Annotated in this window: 19 protein-coding genes; 3 read left to right on the forward strand and 16 right to left on the reverse strand. The window is 64.1% G+C overall.

What is annotated here, in order from left to right:
* Positions 1-75 precede the first annotated feature (75 nt).
* From E5673_RS18725 to rpsB, 13 genes are all read right to left on the reverse strand, one after another.
* Positions 76-393, reverse strand: coding sequence for a PilZ domain-containing protein (locus E5673_RS18725; protein WP_136191165.1), 318 nt, complete (start codon positions 391-393; stop codon positions 76-78).
* A gap of 103 nt (positions 394-496) precedes the next feature.
* Entirely contained in the window at positions 497-727 is a 231-nt protein-coding gene (gene rpmE / locus E5673_RS18730) for a 50S ribosomal protein L31 (protein WP_055880673.1), read from the reverse strand.
* A 103-nt stretch (positions 728-830) separates the two neighbouring features.
* Positions 831-1,316, reverse strand: coding sequence for a 3-hydroxyacyl-ACP dehydratase FabZ (fabZ, locus tag E5673_RS18735; protein WP_136191166.1), 486 nt, complete (start codon positions 1,314-1,316; stop codon positions 831-833).
* A 9-nt stretch (positions 1,317-1,325) separates the two neighbouring features.
* The gene (locus E5673_RS18740) at positions 1,326-1,991 is read right to left on the reverse strand and encodes an OmpH family outer membrane protein (RefSeq protein WP_136191167.1); all 666 of its coding nucleotides are present in this window, start codon (positions 1,989-1,991) and stop codon (positions 1,326-1,328) included.
* Positions 1,991-4,804, reverse strand: coding sequence for an outer membrane protein assembly factor BamA (gene bamA / locus E5673_RS18745; RefSeq protein WP_247599703.1), 2,814 nt, complete (start codon positions 4,802-4,804; stop codon positions 1,991-1,993). The genes E5673_RS18740 and bamA overlap by 1 nt, the downstream gene beginning before the upstream one ends.
* 53 nt (positions 4,805-4,857) lie before the next feature.
* Positions 4,858-5,991 (reverse strand): RIP metalloprotease RseP, encoded by a 1,134-nt coding sequence (rseP, locus tag E5673_RS18750; RefSeq protein ID WP_136191169.1) that lies wholly within the window; start codon positions 5,989-5,991, stop codon positions 4,858-4,860.
* Complete coding sequence (locus E5673_RS18755; protein WP_136191170.1) at positions 5,988-7,145, reverse strand: 1-deoxy-D-xylulose-5-phosphate reductoisomerase; 1,158 nt, start codon at positions 7,143-7,145, stop codon at positions 5,988-5,990. Before E5673_RS18755 ends, rseP begins: the two co-directional genes overlap by 4 nt.
* Entirely contained in the window at positions 7,142-7,897 is a 756-nt protein-coding gene (locus E5673_RS18760; RefSeq protein WP_136191629.1) for a phosphatidate cytidylyltransferase, read from the reverse strand. Before E5673_RS18760 ends, E5673_RS18755 begins: the two co-directional genes overlap by 4 nt.
* 65 nt (positions 7,898-7,962) lie before the next feature.
* Positions 7,963-8,655: an isoprenyl transferase gene (locus E5673_RS18765; RefSeq protein ID WP_281727876.1), complete on the reverse strand. Its 693-nt coding sequence runs from the start codon at positions 8,653-8,655 to the stop codon at positions 7,963-7,965.
* Between the two features lie 68 nt (positions 8,656-8,723).
* The gene (frr, locus tag E5673_RS18770; protein WP_056055952.1) at positions 8,724-9,281 is read right to left on the reverse strand and encodes a ribosome recycling factor; all 558 of its coding nucleotides are present in this window, start codon (positions 9,279-9,281) and stop codon (positions 8,724-8,726) included.
* 1 nt (position 9,282) lies between these two features.
* Entirely contained in the window at positions 9,283-10,011 is a 729-nt protein-coding gene (pyrH, locus tag E5673_RS18775; protein ID WP_056066004.1) for a UMP kinase, read from the reverse strand.
* 409 nt (positions 10,012-10,420) lie between these two features.
* The gene (gene tsf / locus E5673_RS18780; RefSeq protein ID WP_056055945.1) at positions 10,421-11,353 is read right to left on the reverse strand and encodes a translation elongation factor Ts; all 933 of its coding nucleotides are present in this window, start codon (positions 11,351-11,353) and stop codon (positions 10,421-10,423) included.
* Positions 11,354-11,442: 89 nt separating this feature from the next.
* On the reverse strand, positions 11,443-12,297 hold the full coding sequence (gene rpsB / locus E5673_RS18785) for a 30S ribosomal protein S2 (RefSeq protein WP_107954782.1): 855 nt from the start codon (positions 12,295-12,297) through the stop codon (positions 11,443-11,445).
* A gap of 325 nt (positions 12,298-12,622) precedes the next feature.
* On the opposite strand from rpsB, the gene E5673_RS18790 reads away from it, so the two are divergent.
* The gene (locus E5673_RS18790) at positions 12,623-12,856 is read left to right on the forward strand and encodes a hypothetical protein (RefSeq protein ID WP_056489532.1); all 234 of its coding nucleotides are present in this window, start codon (positions 12,623-12,625) and stop codon (positions 12,854-12,856) included.
* Here the strand turns inward: E5673_RS18790 and E5673_RS18795 are convergent.
* Both E5673_RS18795 and E5673_RS18800 read right to left on the reverse strand, forming a co-directional pair.
* The gene (locus tag E5673_RS18795; RefSeq protein WP_348769902.1) at positions 12,795-13,613 is read right to left on the reverse strand and encodes a phosphatidylcholine/phosphatidylserine synthase; all 819 of its coding nucleotides are present in this window, start codon (positions 13,611-13,613) and stop codon (positions 12,795-12,797) included. The two genes, E5673_RS18790 and E5673_RS18795, sit on opposite strands and share 62 nt — an antisense overlap.
* A gap of 23 nt (positions 13,614-13,636) precedes the next feature.
* Entirely contained in the window at positions 13,637-14,365 is a 729-nt protein-coding gene (locus E5673_RS18800; RefSeq protein ID WP_136191172.1) for a phosphatidylserine decarboxylase, read from the reverse strand.
* Positions 14,366-14,507: 142 nt separating this feature from the next.
* On the opposite strand from E5673_RS18800, the gene E5673_RS18805 reads away from it, so the two are divergent.
* Positions 14,508-15,728: an NADP-dependent isocitrate dehydrogenase gene (locus E5673_RS18805; RefSeq protein WP_056055940.1), complete on the forward strand. Its 1,221-nt coding sequence runs from the start codon at positions 14,508-14,510 to the stop codon at positions 15,726-15,728.
* A gap of 162 nt (positions 15,729-15,890) precedes the next feature.
* A complete protein-coding gene (locus E5673_RS18810) occupies positions 15,891-17,669 on the forward strand; it encodes a cation:proton antiporter (protein WP_136191173.1) in 1,779 nt (592 codons plus the stop codon).
* 43 nt (positions 17,670-17,712) lie between these two features.
* On the opposite strand, the gene E5673_RS18815 is transcribed toward E5673_RS18810, so the two are convergent.
* Positions 17,713-19,305, reverse strand: a complete 1,593-nt coding sequence (locus E5673_RS18815) for a long-chain fatty acid--CoA ligase (RefSeq protein ID WP_136191174.1) — start codon at positions 19,303-19,305, stop codon at positions 17,713-17,715.
* Between the last annotated feature and the right edge of the window lie 15 nt (positions 19,306-19,320).

Here is a 19,320-nt window from a genome sequence, read left to right on the forward strand (position 1 = left end):
CAATCCGCATGGAAATTTCGTGAGGAGACGTGAGGAGAAATGCGGCGGACGGCGGCACGTCCACTCGGCAACGCGTCAGCGTGCGGACGCAGTAGCGACCAAGGCTTCGAATACGGTTGTCGGCAGGGGAGTGTGGAACTTGCAACCCGCCGTATAGTCATCGGCCCACATCACCTCGGCAACGACCTGCCCGATTTGCGGAAGGTTGAGCCAGATGCTGGTACCGCGCTTGAGCGCCGAATAAGTTTGAAGTCGTGCACCGTGGACCGAGATGTCGATCACTCTGCAAAGTGTGCGGCCGGTCTTACCGATCCGGACATCGAGCGAAACGGGAGCGCGAAGTGCGCTGCGCCGGGACTTACGCTCTGCGGGTTCGAAGTCGGCGGCGAACATGGGGTCCTCGTCCTTGCGAGTCCAAATTAGCCGTCGACCCCTAACGCCGTCTTAATAAAAGGCCCCGGAATGAATTAGTATCAATCCATTCCGGGGCTTTAGCTTACTTACGGAGCGTGAGACCGCCACCGAAACGCTTGTTGAAGCGCGCGACCTGGCCGCCCGTATCGAGCATCGTGCCACGGCCACCGGTCCATGCGGGATGCGCGAGCGGATCGATCTCGAGCGTCATCACATCGCCTTCCTTACCCCAGGTGGTGCGAGTCTGGTACTTGCTGCCATCGGTCATCTGGACGGTGATCATGTGATAATCGGGGTGCGTATCGGCCTTCATGGGAATTCTCCGTATGTGGCTGGTTCCGACCAGCCTGAAAAGGAAGGCGCGCCCGTACACGGACGCGCCCGAATTTACAACAATGCGAGGCTAAAGCCTCACATCAGGCTTTCGGCGGGTCGGCGATCATCGCGGTGAAGTTCGCCTCGGCGACCAACTGCCCGTCGACCAGCGCGCGGCCGGCGAACTTGCACACCGAACTACGCTTCTGGACGAACGTCACTTCGAGCTTGAGCAACACGCCCGGCTCGACCGGCTTGCGGAACTTGGCCCCGTCGATCGCCATGAAATAGACGAGCTTGCCCGAGCCCGCGAGACCCAGCGACTCGACGGCGAGAATCCCCGCCGCCTGTGCCATCGCCTCGACGATCAGCACGCCCGGCATGATCGGGCGTCCAGGGAAATGTCCCTGGAAGAACTGCTCGTTCATCGACACCGCCTTGATCGCGGTGATCGAGGTGTCGAGGATCAAATCCTCGACACGATCGACCAGCAGCAACGGATAGCGATGCGGCAACGCGGCCATGACCCGCTCGATATCGAGCGGACCCAAACTAGCCTTTGCCGTGTCGTTCACAGTCTCGCTCATCGGTATGACTTAACGACCCTGCGGCGTGCGCGTGGCGGCAGGTGAACGCCCGGCAGGAGCCGGCGCGGCGCCCGGCTGCTGCTGGCCACCCTGCTGGTTCGGCTGCCAGTTTGCCGGCACGGCGGTGCTGACCGACGGTACGAGACGGTCGAGTTCGGTCGTGATCGCAGGCGTGATGTCGGCGGTCGGCTGCGCGAACAGCGCGGCCTCGGGACGCAGCAACAGGCTGACGTTCTTGGCACGAACTGCGGCCGTCACGGCGTCGCTGAGTTTCGCCTGGATTTGCTCGATCGCGTATTGCTGCGCGCGCTGAGCGGGCTGCGTCAGGCGAGCAAGCTCCTGGTTCGCCGCGGTCTCACGCGTCTGGATCGCCTGAGCCTGCGGACGCAGCGACGCGTCGGTCGCGCCGGGTGCACGCTGTGCGGTCTGGAACGCGGTCACCAGCGGTTGGAGCTCGCGAGCCACGGCCTGGCGGCGCGTCTCGGCCTGGTCGAGCTGGGCCTTGTAGGTCGTCTCGATCTGGGCGCGCGCGGCGTTCCAGGCCTTCGAGTTGGCGATCGCACCCTGCGCGTCGGCGACGGCGATGCCCGAAACCTGTGCATCGGCAGCGGTCGCGGTCATGGCGGCAGGCGCAACGAGCGCTGCGGCGAGGAGAAGCGTCTTGAACGTCGTCATCAGAACTGTGTCCCTACGTTGAAAGTAATAAGCTTGGGGTCGTCACCCTTCTGGGTGAGCAAGGCTTTGGCGAGATCGATCCGGAGCGGACCGAATGGCGAGTTCCAGTTGACACCGATACCTACCGACAGACGCGGCTTGGCAGAGTTGCCCAGGAACGTTTCCTGATAAATGTTCGGGTTGAGATACCGCGCGTTGGCGGTTGTACCGGAACACGTCGTCGCCCCAGCGGCTATCACGCCTGCAGGGCAGATCGTCTGGACAGACGCTATGCCTGGCGTCGTCGCAGTCGCAGGAACCTCTGGGGTCAAGTAAAGCGGATTGCCACCGCTGTCCTTATACTGGTTTTGCAGCAACGTCGGCGAACCATCCGCATTGAACAGCAACGCACCGGCTGCGCTTTTAGCCTGATCATAGTTGAACGTCGGAAGCGGCTTCTTGATACCGAACAGGCTACCCACCTGAGCGTAGATCGACGGCCTCAAACCCAGTTCGCGTGCACCGGATCCCAACGGAATCTCGATTTCAGCACGCGCAAGGTAGTAGGCACGACCACCAAGTGCATCGTCCTGGATCTGATCGCGATCGGTCTGGACCGACTGCGAACCATCGGCGGCGATCACGTAGCCGGCGCGCAACACGCGGGGGCCTACGCCGCGAATGTCGAAGCCGCGGAACTGTGGCTCACCAAGGTAGAAGCGATCGGTGATACGGATCGGGTCTCGCCCAGGGCCTGGGCTGCTCTCCAGAGGATGGATGTACCCGCCTTCTGCGACGATCGATCCGATAAACCCGCTGCCGAGGTTCGCATATTTCGAACCCTCGAGTCGCGTACGCAGATATTTCACGTCGCCACCCAGCCCGGCAAAATCCTGGCTGAACGAAAAACGTGACCCTGCCGTGGGACGAAGGCGGCTGTTCAACGTATCTCGGCTGATCGAGTAGCCGACCGAGGACGTCCAACGATTGCCGATCGCTTCGCACAGATATCGACCCGCCACTTCGAGGTTACACGAACCGTCTGCATTCAAATATTGGCTGTCGAGGCTAACCTCGTCGTAGGACAAGCCATAACGTGCGGAAAGAGACCAGAATTCAGTCAACGGCACGCCGGCACGAAGCTGGAAGCCGGTCGAGACCTGTGAATAGTTGGTCTGGCGATCGTTGCCGACATAGTTGAACGAGTTGTAGTCGCGGCGGAAGATGTCGCCACCGACTGCGATGTTCTTGTCGAACAGATAAGGCTCGGTGAAGCCCAGCTCGATCGACTTCGAGTAGCTCGAATAGTTAACGCCAGCGCGCAGTTCCTGGCCCTTGCCACGGAAGTTGCGCTGCGTGATATTCGCCTGGATGATGAAGCGCTCGAGGCTCGAATAGCCCGCCGATAGCTGAAGCTCGCCAGTCGATTTCTCTTCGAGGTTGGTTTCGAGGATCACGCGGTCGGGCGCTGAGCCCGGCAGCTGCTTGATCTCCATCTTGTCGGCGAAATACCCCAACGAGTTGATGCGATCCTGCGAACGCTTCACCTGGAAGCTGTTGAACGCGTCGCCCTCGGCCAGACGTATCTCGCGACGCACGACCTTGTCCTGCGTCTGCGTGTTGCCGTTGATGTCGATCCGCTCGACATAGGTACGCTTGGCTTCGGCGATGTTGAAATTAATCCCCATCGTCAGCGTTTCGGCGTCCTTCTGGAACTCCGGGTTCACCTCGGTGAACGCGTAACCAAACAGGCCCGCGGTCTGGCTGAGATTGTCGACCGAATCCTCGACCAACTTGGCGTTGTACCAGTCGCCCTTCTTCAGCGGCAGCGTGGCCGCCAGCTTGGTGTTGTCGAAGTCGCGGATCTGGCTGTCGACGGTGACATCACCGAACTTGTAGCGCTTGCCCTCTTCCACCACGTACGTGATGATGAAGTCCTTCTTGTCCGGCGTCAGCTCGGCGACTGCCGACGTCACGCGGAAATCCGCATAGCCCTGCGTCAGGTAGAACTGGCGAAGCTTCTGCTGATCATAGGACAGGCGATCCTGATCGTAGCTGGTCGCCGACGACAGCAGACGGAACAGGCGCGACTGCTTGGTCGCCATCTGGCCGCGAATCTGGTCGTCGGAGAACACCTCGTTGCCGAGGATGTTGATCTGGCGGACCTTCGACTTCGGCCCTTCGCTGATCTCGAACACCACGTCGACGCGGTTCTGGTCGAGGTTGACCATCTTCGGATCGATCACCGCGGCGAAGCGGCCCTGGCGACGATACAGCTCGATGATCCGCGCGATATCCTGGCGGACCGCGGTGCGTGTGAAGATCTGACGCGGCGCGAGCTTGATCTCCTTGGTGATCTTGTCGCTCTTGAGCGCCTTGTTGCCCTCGATGATCACGCGGTTGATGATCGGGTTCTCGCGCACGCGAAGGACGATATTGCCGTCCTCGACACCTGCGATCGAGTAATCCGCGAACAGGTCGCTGGCCTGGAGATCCTTCAGCGCCTGATCGAGCGTCTCGGCGGTGTAGGGGATGCCGACGCGCAGCTTGGTATAGCTGAGCACCGTCTCGCCCTCGATGCGCTGCGATCCCTCGACGCGCAAAGTCTTTATCGTCCGCACGGATACCGGCGCGCCGATGGGCGTTACTACCGGCGGAGCGACTCGCGTCGCACCGTTACGCGTCGCCGTTCCGGCAGGCGCGGTAGAAGGCCCAGCGGAAGGCGAGGCGGCGGGTGCCGTCTGCGCGAAGGCGGGAACGCCCGACAGGATCGTTCCTGCAAGCAGCAGGGCGCCCTTACGCGCGAAATCGTAACCGTTGATCGCTGTCACCAAACCCACCTTAAAAACGTGCACATACAAGGCGCGCCCGCCCTGCCCTATCGTCGTCAGCCGATCAAGCCGGCCAAGTTCTTCCACAGCCCAAAATTGCCGAGATCGTTGAAGGTCACGAGCAACATCAGCGCGAGGATTGCCGCAAGACCGCCTCGAAACGCCCATTCCTGAACCTGCGGCTCGACCGGGCGCCTGCGCACCGCTTCGATCGCATAGAAGAACAAATGGCCTCCATCGAGCATCGGCACTGGCAGCAGATTGATGAACCCCAGATTGATCGACACGAGCGCGATCAGGAAGACATAGGCGTCGAGGCCCAGCGACATCTGCTCGCCCGAGACCTTGGCGATGCTGAGTGGTCCGCCAAGTTCCTTCACCGAACGGCGTCCGGTGATGACCTGCCCCAGCGTCTCGACCATCATGGAGACGATCTCGCCGGTTCGCTTCACCGCCACGACCGGTGCCTCGACCAGGCTGACGGGGACGATGACGGGCTTGCTGCCGGCGATGCCGAGACGACCGATTCGATATTCGTTGCCGAAGCGATCGCGCTGCAGTTCGGTGCCGATGACGATGTCGCGCGACAGCGTCCGGTCGCCGCGGACCGCGTCGATCCGGGTCCGCTCGCCAGCGCGAATGCGGGCATAGCGTGCCATGTCATCGAACGTCTCGACCGACCGGCCGCCGATGCCGGTAATCCGATCCCCGGCCTGCAGGCCTGCCGCTGCGGCGGCACTGCCGGGAACGGTGCCGCCGACGATCGGCGGCATGCGGATGTCACCATAGGCGAACGCGAAGCCGGCAAGGATCAGGATCGCGACGACAAAGTTGACGACCGGGCCGGCCGCCACAACGATCGCGCGCTGCCATACCGGCTTGGACTGGAACGTGCGCTGGCGCTCTTCGGCGGGTAGCGACAGCCACTCGGCCGAGGGCTGGCTGGCCGGATTCATGTCGCCGGCGAACTTCACGTAACCGCCGAGCGGCAACCAACCGAACTTCCACCGCGTGCCGCGCTTGTCGGTAAAGCCGGCGATCTCGTGGCCGAAGCCGATCGCGAAGGCATCCGCCTTGATCCCGAAAAAGCGCCCGGCGAGATAATGTCCCATCTCGTGCACGAACACGAGGGGGCCGATCACCGCGGCGAACGACAATATGGTCAGCAGGACACCGGGTGTTTCGATCAAACCGCGTAATCCTTCACACGCTCGCCGGCCAAGATCCGCGCTTCGGCATCGATCGCCAGCACGGCATCGACACTGTCCGGCGCGGCCGGGTCATAACACGACAACGTATGTTCGACGATTGCGGCAATTTCGAGGAAGCCGATGCGCCGCTGCAGGAATGCCTCGACCGCTACCTCGTTGGCTGCGTTGAGAATTGCGGGTCGTGCGCCACCTGCGTCGAGCGCCTCGCGGGCCAGCCGCAACGCGGGGAAGCGGACCGGATCGGGTGCCTCGAAGTCGAGTCGGCCGATCGCAACGAGGTCGAGCGGCGCCATCGGCGTCGCCATCCGGTCCGGCCATGCGAGCGTATGCGCGATCGGCGTCCGCATGTCAGGAGGCCCGAGCTGCGCCAGCACCGACCCGTCGACATGATCGACCAGGCTGTGGATCACCGATTGCGGGTGAATGACGATCTCGATCCGGTCGTGCGCAATCGGGAACAGCCGCGCTGCCTCGATCAGTTCGAGGCCCTTGTTCATGCAGGTCGCCGAATCGACCGAGATCTTCGCGCCCATCGACCAGTTGGGATGCTTCACCGCCTGTTCGAGCGTCACGCCGCGCATCTGCTCGGTCGTCCAGTCGCGGAACGGTCCGCCGCTGCACGTCAGGATGATCCGGCGGACGCGTTCCGGGCGGGTCGCGTCGAAGCACTGGAAGATCGCATTATGTTCGGAATCGGCCGGCAACAGCGTCGCACCGGCCCGCTCGGCAGCGGCAAGGATTACGTCGCCGGCGGAGACCAGCGGCTCCTTGTTGGCGATCACGACGGTCCCGCCCTGCTCGATCGCCGCCATCACCGGCTTCAATCCGGCGCAACCGACGATCGCGCCCATCGTCCAGTCGGCGCCCGATGACGCAGCCTCGGCGATCGCTTCGGCACCCCCGCCCGCGCGAATCCCCGTGCCGGCCAGCGCCTCACGCAACTCCGGCAGGCATTTTTCGTCCGCGACGACCGCGAACTCGGCCTGGGTACGGATCGCAGCCGCAGCAAGCTTCGCCACATCGCAATTCGCCGTCAGTGCAACGACGCGAAACCGATCCGGCTCCCGCTCGACAAGGTCGAGCGTCGAGGTGCCGACCGAACCGGTAGCCCCCAAAATCGTGACGCTCTTCATGCGTAGAAGTGCGGCAGCAGGACGAGGAACGCCGCGACCGGCGCGACCGGAACCAGGCCGTCGAGCCGATCCATCACGCCGCCATGTCCGGGCAGGATATTGCCGCTGTCCTTCACGCCTGCCACTCTCTTCAACCAACTCTCGTAAAGATCGCCCATCTGCGCGAGCACCGCGAGCACTGGCGTCGCCAGCGTCATCCGCATCGGCAGGCCGTATTGCGTATGCAGCACCACCGCGACCGCGCTCGCCAGCACGACGCCACCGATCAGCCCCGACCACGTCTTGTTAGGGCTGATCACCGGCGCCAGCTTCGGCCCGCCCAGCGTCCGTCCGGTAAAGAACGCGCCGATATCGCACGCCCACACCAGCGACAGCGCCCACAGCGTGAAGAGGATGCCCTCGTCCTGCCGCCGGATGATCATCAACGCGAACACTGGCAAACCACAATAGATGATACCCAGCGCCAGCTTGGGTTTGCGCGTGGTGATGACGACGAAGAACGCGGCGCCTGCGAGCAGGCCCAGCGTGAAGAAATCGTGGATCACGAGGATCAGCGACGCCGGCGCCATCAGCGCGAGCGGCACCGACAGCGCGAACTGCGTCATCCGCTTGGTCTTCGCATCGACGCCCTGGAGCATCGACCATTCCGCCATCATGAACAGCGCGGCGACCACGCCCAGCACCCAAAACGCGATCCCGCCGAGCGTCAGCGCAAGGCTCGCCACCGCGATCATCCCAACGCTGGCGATCATCCGGAGCTGAAGATTGGACGGCGTGCGCAACGCCTGATCGGGCGCCTTTTCAGGGTCGGTAAGATTCACAGACCACCGTAGCGGCGCTGGCGCTGACCGAACGCCGCGACCGCATCGGAGAGCGCTGCTGCGTCGAAATCCGGCCAGAGCGTGTCGACGAACAGCAGTTCCGCATACGCCGCCTGCCACAACAGGAAGTTCGACAAGCGCTGCTCGCCCGACGTCCGGATCATCAAATCCAGCGGCGGCAGATCGTGCGTGTCGAGTTCCGCCTCAATCGTCGCCTCGTCGATGCTCGCCGGATCCAGCGCACCATCGCGCGCCCGCTCCGCCAGACGCCGCGCGGCCGTCACCAACTCGGCATGCGCGCCGTAATTCAGCGCGATCGCCAAAATCGGCCCGGTATTGCCCGCCGTCCGCGCGATCGCATCGTCGACCATCGCCACCAGATCGGGCGAAAAGCTATGGTAATCACCAATCACGCGCAGCCGGACGTTCTCGCGTGCGAGTTCGTCGAGGTCGCTGCGGATGAAATGCCGCAGCAGACCCATCAGGTCGCTGACCTCTTCGGCCGGGCGCCGCCAGTTCTCGGACGAGAACGCGTACAGCGTCAGCGCCTCGATCCCCATCGCACGCGCCGCGCGCGTCACTTTCCGGACCGCCTCAACGCCGGCCTTGTGCCCGGCGAAGCGCGGCAGAAACCGCTTCTTTGCCCAGCGGCCATTGCCGTCCATGATGATCGCGACATGACGCGGCACCGCCCCGCCTGCAGGAACGGCGCCCACAGGAACAGCAGCGAGCGCCGCGGCCGAGGAGGCCTGCAATCTCACTTGCCCAGGATTTCCTTTTCCTTGGCGGTCGCGGTCGCATCGAGCTCGGCGATGATGCTGTCGGTCAGCTTCTGCACTTCGGTCTCGTGACGCTTGCGCTCGTCCTCGCCGAACACACCCTTCTTTTCGTCGACCTTGAGCGAATCCATTCCGTCGCGACGGACGTTGCGGACCGCGATGCGCGCCTTCTCGGCATACTGGCCGGCGAGCTTGGCGAGTTCCTTGCGGCGCTCCTCGGTCAGGTCGGGGATCGGCAGGCGCAGCGTCTGGCCGTCGACGATCGGGTTGAGCCCCAGCCCTGCCGAGCGGATCGCCTTGTCGGTCGGGCCGACGTTCGACTTGTCCCAGACCTGTACCGACAGCATCCGCGGCTCGGGCGCCGAGACGGTCGCGACCTGGTTCAGCGGCATCGACGACCCGTAAACCGTCACCATAACCGGATCGAGCAACGCGGTCGATGCGCGGCCGGTGCGCAGGCCTGCGAGATCGCTCTTCAGCGCTTCGACGGCACCCGCCATGCGGCGTTCGAGGTCGGTCTTGTCGTATGCAGCCATCTTAAAGCTCCTGCTCGTTCTGGACGATCGTCGACACGCCATCACCCGCCAGCACCGCGGCAAGATTGCCGGGTTCGCGGATGTTGAAGACGACGATCGGGATGTTGTTGTCGCGGCACAGCGCGATCGCGCTCGCGTCCATGACCTTGAGGTCGTCGGACAGCACGCGGCTGTACGTGACCGTTTCGTAGCGCACTGCGTCGGGGTGCGTCTTCGGGTCGGCGTTGTAGACGCCGTCGACCGACGTGCCCTTGAACAGCGCGTCGCACTTCATCTCGGCAGCACGCAGCGCGGCGCCCGAATCGGTGGTGAAATAGGGGCTGCCGACGCCCGCCGCGAAGATCACGACGCGACCCTTCTCCAGGTGACGCTCGGCGCGACGGCGAATGAACGGCTCGCAGACCGACGCCATCGGAATGGCCGACTGGACGCGCGTGTCGACGCCGATCTGCTCCAGCGCGTTCTGCACGGCGAGCGCGTTCATCACCGTCGCGAGCATGCCCATGTAATCGCCGGTCGCGCGGTCCATCCCACGTGCCGCACCCGCCATGCCGCGGAAGATGTTGCCACCACCGACGACGATGCAGATTTCGTAGCCCTTCGCCTTGATGTCCGCGATCTCCTGCGCGACGCGCGCGGTGACGGTCGGATCGATCGAAAGACCCGATGGCCCCATCAGGACTTCGCCCGACAGTTTCAGCAGGATACGGTTGTAGCGCGGAGGCGTCATAAATCTCGAATTGTGATTGGCGGGGCGGCGCGGACCTTAGGCGGCGAGGCCCGGGATGTGAAGCGCCGTGCGGCGCGTGCATCGAAACTCGATGGAGATGAGACGGAAAATCGTCGTTCGCAGAAACGCGCAACGGAGAACGATCGTCATTCCCGCGGAGGCGGGAACCCATACTGGCTGGCGTCTTAATGGATCACCGGCGCCGGAGTTTATGGATCCCCGCATACGCGGGGATGACGGAGCAGCACCAAGGCTGCCCCGCGATCCTTCTCCCCTCGGGGAGAAGGTAGCCCGGCAGGGCCGGATGAGGGGGAGTGAGGTTCGAGACCTTACCACTCCCCTCACCCTTCCCACCGCAAGCGCGGCGGGCCCCTTCCCTCTCCCCGGAGGGGCGAGGGAGGAAGTCAGCTTACGCCTGTGGCACACCCGAAGCAGCAGCAACCTCGGCTGCGAAGTCGGACTGCTCCTTCTCGATGCCCTCGCCGAGCTGGAAGCGGACATAGTCCACCAGCTTGATCTCGGCGCCCGCATCCTTGCCGGCCTTGGCGACGACGTCGGAGATCTTAGTCTTGCCGTCCATCACGAACAACTGGCTGACCAGGGCATGCTCTTTGCGGTACTTGGCGATGCCGCCCTCGACCATCTTGGCGATGATGTCGGCAGGCTTGCCTGACTCGGCGGCCTTCTCGGTCGCGATCGCGCGCTCGCGCTCTATCTCGGACTCGTCGAGGTCGGCTTCGTTGAGCGCCTTCGGGAAGGCCGCGGCGATGTGCATCGCAAGCTGCTTGCCGAGTGCCTGAAGAACCTCGTCCGAAGCCTCCGACTCGAGCGCGACAAGCACGCCGATCTTGCCGAGGCCAGGAGCGGCTGCATTGTGAATGTACGGAACGACCGCACCCTTGCTGACTTCCAGCGTGCGCGAGCGGCGCAGCGACTGGTTCTCGCCGATCGTCGCGACGTTGTTCGTCAGGACTTCCTCGACGGTCTTGCCCGATGGCATCGCCTGCGACTTCAGCGCCTCGATGTCGCCGCCGGTTGCGAGCGCGATCTGCGTGACGTCACGGACGAACGACTGGAACTGGTCGTTCTTCGCGACAAAATCGGTCTCCGAGTTCACTTCGACCGCTGCGCCCTTGGTGCCCGACACGGCAACGCCGACCAGGCCCTCGGCCGCGGTACGGCTCGACTTCTTGGCGGCGGCTGCGAGCCCCTTGGTGCGCAGCCAATCCATTGCCTGCTCCATGTCGCCGGCGTTCTCGCTCAGCGCCTTCTTGCAATCCATCATGCCCGCGCCGCTCTTCTCGCGCAGATCCTTGACCATCGCTGCCGTGATATCGGCCATGTCTCTAATCCTTTTTAGGTCTGAATATGGTTGCGGGCGAGGCAGAGCTTTCGCCCTACCCCGCCCGCATGACGGTTCGGCGACGACGCTTATGCGTCGATCTGGCGCTCACCCTCGGCTGCCAGTTCGGCAGCGATATCGGCGTTCGCCGCAGCCTCGGTCGTGTCGGCAGAAGCCTCGACGACGGGGTCTGCGCTCAGTGCCTCTTCCTTCGGCGGCTCGATCATCGCGCCGATGTCGGCACCGGTGCGGCGCTGCTGCTCCTGGCCGCCGCGCGTCGCTGCGATCGCGATCGCCTCGCAGTACAGGCGGATGGCGCGGGCTGCGTCGTCGTTCGCGGGAACCGGGAAGGCGATGCCGTCCGGCGACACGTTCGAATCGAGGATCGCGACGACGGGAATACCCAGCGTGTTCGCTTCCTTGATCGCCAGCTCTTCCTTGTTCGCGTCGATCACGAACATCACGTCGGGAATGCCGCCCATGTCGCGGATGCCGCCGAGCGAAAGCTCTAGCTTGTCCTTCTCGCGGGTGAGCTGAAGGACTTCCTTCTTGGTCAGGCCGACGGTGTCGCCCGACAGCATTTCCTCGAGCGTCTTGAGACGCTTGATCGAACCCGAGATGGTCTTCCAGTTGGTGAGCATGCCGCCCAACCAGCGATGGTTGACGAAATGCTGGCCCGAGCGCCGTGCGGCGTCTGCGACGGGCTCCTGCGCCTGGCGCTTGGTGCCGACGAACAGGACCTTGCCACCACCGGCAACCGCCGACGAGACGAACTCAAGCGCGCGCGCGAACAGCGGCACGGTCTGCGAAAGGTCGAGGATGTGGACGCCGTTACGATCGCCGAAGATGTAAGGCTTCATCTTGGGGTTCCACCGATGAGTCTGGTGGCCGAAATGCGCGCCCGTTTCGATGAGCTGCTGCATGGAGACGACTGGAGCCGCCATAGGGATATATCCTTCCGGTTGTGCCTCTGGGAAGCGGATGACGTCGTGGCCGAATGGCCGTGACGCACCGGGCTATGATGCCTCCCATGCGGGGTTAGAGGCGCCGCCCTTAGCGTGGCCTCACGCGGAAAGCAATCGCGCAACGCCCGCTTGACTCATGGAACGCAATGAGAACATAAAGGGCTCAGAGGGGAACAGATGTTCGACTCGGCGCAGAATCACCCCGGCATGACGGGATTCGAAATGCGACGAGTGGAACGATGTTTCTGACCAAGTGTTTGCGGATATTAGGAATTTGTTCGCAACTCATAGGAAGGCGGACGTGATGTTGGTTCTGAGCTTCATGGTTTTTGCTGGTGCATTCGCGGTCGCGGGCATGATGATCGTCTCGTCGATCGCGCCGCAGTGGGACCGTATCGTCCGCCTCGCGATGGGCAACGTCGAACCCGCGTTCCAGCCGCTCCGCACGCTGGCCGTTGCGGAGCGCCGGATTGCGGTCAGGCGTTGGGCTTCGACGTCGGCTCCGGTGCCCGCCCGCCGTTGGAACGCTGCCGCCTGATCTTGGCGTAGCTCGCGATGCTGAACGGCATCGAGAGTAGGTACAGTACGCAGATGATGCTTAGTGTATGCCACGGCGCGCTCACGATAGCGGCGCCGAGCAGCACGACGAGAGCGATAGCCTCGAACCGGATGTTGCTGCGAAGTTTGACCGAACTCCACGAGTAGGTCGCTATACTCGACACCATCAGCAGTGCGACAAACGCGACCCAAGGCGCCACGAAATATGGCGACGCGAATTTCGGCTCGTCGGTCCAGAACCAGAAGAACATCGGCATCAGCGCCAAGCCGGCACCAGCGGGAGCTGGGACGCCGGTAAGGAAGCCGGCCGATTTATGCGGTTGGTGGCTCTCGTCGATCTTGGCGTTGAAGCGCGCGAGACGCAGTGCGCAGAACACGGCAAGGATCAGCGAACAGAGCCAGCCGACGCGCGGCAATGCGGTCAGAGACCAGAGATAGACGATCAACGCAGGCGCGACGCCGAAAGAGATCGCGTCGGACAGCGAATCGAGCTCGGCACCGAACCGGCTTTCACCGTGCAGCATCCGGGCAATCCGACCATCCAGGCCGTCGAGCACGCCCGCGACCATGATCATCGCAACAGCGCTTTCCCACTGACCGCCGATCGCGAACCGCACGCCGCTCAAACCGGAGCACAGCGCGAGCGCGGTTACCGCGTTGGGCGCTACCGCCCGCAAGGGAAGTCCGCGAGGCGCACGGCGGGTGCGGCCGAACCGCCCCTTTTCGCGGGTCTCGATGGCATCGTCGGAATCGCGATCGATCACTGGGCGATGCCGCCAACCGGAACGCCACCGACGCGACCGAGTACGGTCTCGCCCGCGATGCTGCGCTGGCCAAGACACACCTGCGGCACGACGTGATCGGGCAGGTACACGTCGACGCGACTGCCGAACCGGATCAGGCCGATGCGCTGGCCGACTGCGACCATATCGCCGGCCTTGACGAAACCAAGGATCCGTCGTGCGACCAGGCCGGCGATCTGGGTGAAGCCGATCCGCATGCCGTGGCGATCTTCAACGACGAAATGCTGGCGCTCGTTCTCGTCGCTCGCCTTGTCGAGGTCTGCGTTGAGGAACTTGCCCGAGATATAGACCACTTGGCGGATCGTGCCGGCGATCGGCGTGCGATTGATGTGCACGTCGAACACCGACATGAAGATCGACACACGCACCAGCGGTGCATCGCCGAGGCCGTTCTCGCCGGCGAGCTCGCGCGGAATCGGCACGCGCTGGATCATCGTGATCAGCCCGTCGGCGGGGGCGACGATCAGGCCTTCGCCTTGTGGGGTGGTGCGGATCGGATCACGGAAGAACGTCGCGACCCAGATCACGACGCCGACCATCGGCCAGAACAGCACGTGGCTGACGATCGTCAGCAACAGCGTGATGCCGGTCGCGATCGCGATGTATTTGTGGCCCTCCGGATGGACTGCGGGAAATCGCCATTTGACCGTGGAGGTCGTGACGGGCGGCTTGTCGAGCGATGCCATAACCTGCGGGTCTATCCGTGCACGACGCGCGATACAACGATGAACCGGCTTTTCCTTACAGCGCCAACGGTTGGCGAACGGTTGATCGCTGCGGCGCGCTCCCCTAGACGCTCCTCAAACCCCTCCCCCGAAGGACCCGGATATGGCGAAGATCAAGGTAAAGAACCCGATCGTGGAGATCGATGGCGACGAGATGACCCGGATCATCTGGGAATGGATCCGCGAGCGCCTGATCAAGCCGTATCTCGACATCCAGCTCGATTATTACGATCTCGGCGTCGAGCATCGCGACGCGACCGACGATCAGGTCACGATCGACAGCGCGCTCGCCACGCAGAAGCACGGCGTCGCGGTCAAGTGCGCGACGATCACGCCCGACGAGCAGCGCGTCACCGAGTTCGGCCTGAAGAAGATGTGGAAGTCGCCGAACGGCACGATCCGCAACATCCTCGGCGGGACCATCTTTCGCGAGCCGATCGTGATCAAGAACGTGCCCCGCCTGATCCCGGGCTGGACGCACCCGATCGTCGTCGGCCGTCACGCATTCGGCGACCAGTACCGCGCGACCGACTATCTGGTCCCCGGCCCGGGCAAGCTGCGCCTCGTCTTCGAAGGCGACGACGGCACGGTCATCGACCGCGAGGTGTTCCAGTTCCCGTCGGCGGGCGTCGCGATGGCGATGTACAACCTCGACGATTCGATCCGCGATTTCGCGCGCGCCTCGATGCATTACGGCCTCAACCTGAAGTGGCCGGTGTACCTGTCGACCAAGAACACCATCCTCAAGGCCTATGACGGCCGCTTCAAGGACCTCTTCGCCGAGGTGTTCGAGGCCGAGTTCAAGGACAAGTTCAAGGAAGCCGGGATCGTCTACGAGCATCGCCTGATCGACGACATGGTCGCATCGGCGCTGAAGTGGAACGGCGAGTTCGTCTGGGCCTGCAAGAACTATGACGGCGACGTCCAGTCGGACCAGGTCGCACAGGGCTTCGGGTCGCTCGGCCTGATGACCTCGATCCTGCTGACCCCGGATGGCAAGACGGTCGAGGCCGAGGCGGCGCACGGCACCGTCACGCGTCACTTCCGCATGCATGAGCAGGGCAAGGCGACCTCGACCAACCCGATCGCGTCGATCTTCGCATGGACCGGTGGCCTGAAGTATCGCGGCAAGTTCGACGATACGCCCGACGTCACGAAGTTCGCCGAGACGCTCGAGCGCGTCTGCGTCCAGACGGTGGAGAACGGCCACATGACTAAGGATCTCGCGATCCTGATCGGCCCCGACCAGCCCTGGATGACGACCGAGCAGTTCTTCGAGCAGGTCCGCTCGAACCTCGAAACCGAAATGGCCAACTGGGCCTGATCTGGCACCCCGCTCCCGGAAACGGGGGCGGGGTTTTCTCTCTCCCGTCATCCTGACGAAAATCAGGATGACGGGGGGCGGTTAACCGGACGCAAAGCCGTATCCCGCTGCACACGTCACCACGGGTGACAATTCCGTCATGCGTCCCCTAAGGTCGCACGCATGGCATTACGGCTCGACAATCAAGGTTTCAGCGACGCGCTCGTCATTCTCGGCGCGGCGGGCCTCGTCATCCCCGCGTTCGCACGGTTCCGGGTCAGCCCGGTCATCGGTTTCATCCTGGTCGGCCTGCTGGTCGGTCCCGCGGGCCTCGGCTCGCTCACCGGCTCCGCGCCGTGGCTCTATTACCTAACCATCTCGAACCCGGAATCGATCGAGCCGTTCGCCGAGTTCGGGATCATCCTGCTGTTGTTCTCGATCGGCCTCGAACTCTCGTTCAAGCGGTTATGGTCGATGAAGCGGCTCGTTTTCGGCACCGGCGCGGCCGAGTTGATCGGCTCGGCGCTGATCATCGGCACGGCGCTGCACTTCATCGGCCAGGAATGGGCGGGCGCTATCGGGCTCGGGTTCGCACTCGCGCTCTCCTCGACAGCGCTCGTCCTGCCGCTCGTCGGCACCACCGGCGCGGTCGGCCGGGGAGCGTTCGCGATGCTGCTGTTCGAGGATCTGGCGCTCGTCCCGATCATCTTCGTGCTTGGTGCGCTGGCGCCGACCGCGAGCGCAGACGGCTGGTCGAACATCGCCGGCGTGGCGCTGCGCGGCGGTTTGACCGTCATCGCGATGTATATCGGCGGGCGGGTCGTCCTGCCCCGGCTGTTCGGACAGGCAGCGCGGACCAAGAGCCCTGAGCTGTTTCTCGCCGCGTCGCTGCTGGTGGTGATCGTCGCCAGCGTAGCAACCACAGCCGCCGGACTGTCGCCTATCGTTGGGGCGCTGCTGGCCGGGCTGTTGATCGCGGAAACCGAGTATCACAGCGAGGTCGAGGTCATCACCGCGCCGTTCAAGGGCCTCGCGCTTGGCGTATTCCTGATTACCGTGGGCATGAGCCTGGACCTGCGCCTGATCGGGCAGAACTGGCCTTCGCTGCTGCTCGCGGTGAGCGGCGTGGTTGCGACCAAGGCGATCGTCACGTTCCTGTTCCTGCGCGTCGCCAATTCGCGGCGCGGGGTCGCGGCCGAAACGGGCCTGCTGATGGGAAGCCCGTCGGAGACCACGCTGATCGTACTCGCCACGGCGGCGCAGGCGCAGCTGATCCTCCCTTCGACGGCGTCCTTCTGGCAGACCGTTACGGCGATCGGCCTGACGATCACCCCATTGCTGGCCAAGCTCGGCCGCACCGTCTCGCGCCAGCTCGAAAGCCGCTCGACGGCCGATGCTGGCGATATCGAGATCGATGATGATGGCCCCGGCACGGTCGTCATCGGCTTCGGCCGGGTCGGCCGCATGGTCGCCGACATGCTGGCCGTCCACGGGCAGAAATACGTCGCCGTCGAGGCGGATATCGACTCGGTGGAAGAGGCCCGCATGCTGGGCCACCCGGTATTGTTTGGCGACGTCGCCCGCCCCGAACTGGTCGAACGATTGAAGCTGCATACCGCCAAGGCGTTGATCCTGACGATGGACGACCCGGTGCTGACGGTGCGCCTGGCGCGGCGAGTGCGAGCTTTGGCGCCGGACCTGCCGATCGTCGCGCGCGCGCGCGATACGGCGCATGCGGCCGAACTGTACCGTGCGGGTGTGACCGATGCAGTGCCGGAGACGTTGGAGAGTTCGTTGCAGTTGGCGGAGGCGGTGCTGGTCGATCTCGGCGTGGCGATGGGCCCCGTCATCGCGTCGATCCACGAGAAGCGCGACGAGCTTCGGCAGGAGATCAAGGCGGCGGCGGACATGATCATCGAGCCGCGGATCAGAAAAGCCAAGCGGACGCCCCGCGCGGCATAGTATCGCACGAGGCGTCGGCCTTGAACGGGCCTGAGCGGATTGATCAGGCGGCGGCTAGCGCAAAATCCTTGAAGCGTTCGCGGAGCGCGGTCTTGAGCAGTTTGCCCGTCGCGGTGTGCGGCAGGTCTTCGACGAAGACGATCGCGTCGGGGAGCCACCATTTGGCGACGTGCTTGGCCAGGTGATCGAGGATCGCCTGTTCGGTGACCGCGCTGCCGGGCTTGCGGACTACCAGCAATAATGGGCGCTCGTCCCATTTTGGATGGTGGATGCCGATTGCGGCCGCCTCCGCGACGCCCGGACAGCCGACGGCCGCGTTCTCCAGGTCGACCGAACTGATCCATTCGCCGCCGGACTTGATGACATCCTTCGAGCGGTCGGTGATCTGCATCGTGCCGTCCGCGTGGAGCATTGCGACGTCGCCGGTGTCGAACCAGCCGTCCGCGTCGACCGCGTCCTCGTCGGCGCCGAAATAGCGTTGGACCACCCATGGGCCGCGGACCTGCAACCTGCCGGCGACCTTGCCGTCGCGGGCTAGCACAGTGCCTTCGTCGTCGATGATGCGGAGTTCTATGCCGAAGGGGACGCTTCCCTGCTTGCCGACGAGGTCGAGCTTTTCGTCATGGCTCATGTCGTGCCAGTGCGGCGGATTGAAGCCCGCGGTGCCGATCGGGGAGGTCTCGGTCATGCCCCAGAGGTGCTTGACGGTCGCGCCCATGCCCATGATCCGTTCGATCATCGCGCGCGGGGCTGCCGAGCCGCCGATCGTTACCTGTTTGAGGTGGCGCGGAGCGTCGCCGGATGCGTCCATGTGGCCGAACATGGCCAGCCAGACGGTCGGCACGCCAGCGGAATGCGTGACCTTCTCGTCGTTCATCAGCCGGCACAGCACGGCGGGATCGTTCACCGCGGAATAGACGACTTTAGCGCCCGACAGCGCGCAGGCGAACGGCAGGCCCCAGGCGGCGGCGTGGAACATCGGGACGACCGGCAGCACGACCGCGTTGGGCGACAGATCGAACACCCACGGCGCGACCTCGGCCATCGCGTGGATCAGCGTCGAGCGGTGCGTGTAGAGCACGCCCTTTGGATTGCCGGTGGTGCCGCTGGTATAGCAGAGCATGCACGGCTCGCGCTCGGGGCCTTCCACCCACTCGTAATCGCCGTCCTCGGCGTCGAGCATCGCCTGGAAGCCGTCCGGACCGAGATCGTCGAAGCAGATATAGTGGCGGATGCTGCCCCATTGCCCGCGCAGGCGATCGACAAGCGGCTGGAACGCCTTGTCGTAAAGCATCACGCGGTCTTCGGCGTGGTTGGCGATGTAGACGAGCTGTTCGTCGAAAAGGCGCGGGTTGATCGTGTGGATCACGCCGCCCATGCCGATCGTGCCGTACCAGGCGACGAGGTGGTGCGCGTGGTTCATCGCCAGCGTCGCGACCCGGTCACCGGGCGCTACGCCCAGCTTTTCGAGCGCTTGAGCCAGTTTGCGGGCGTCGCGGGAGATGCCGGCCCAGTTGGTGCGCGTCTCGCGACCGTCGGCCCAGTAGCTGACGAGTTCCCGGCGCCCGTGTTCGCGGGCCGCGTGGTCGATCAGGCGGGGAACACGAAGCTCGAAATCCTGCATTCCACCCAGCATTTTTGCGCTCTCCCA

Origin of the sequence: Sphingomonas sp. PAMC26645 (assembly GCF_004795835.1) — a bacterium.
GTDB lineage: Bacteria > Pseudomonadota > Alphaproteobacteria > Sphingomonadales > Sphingomonadaceae > Sphingomonas.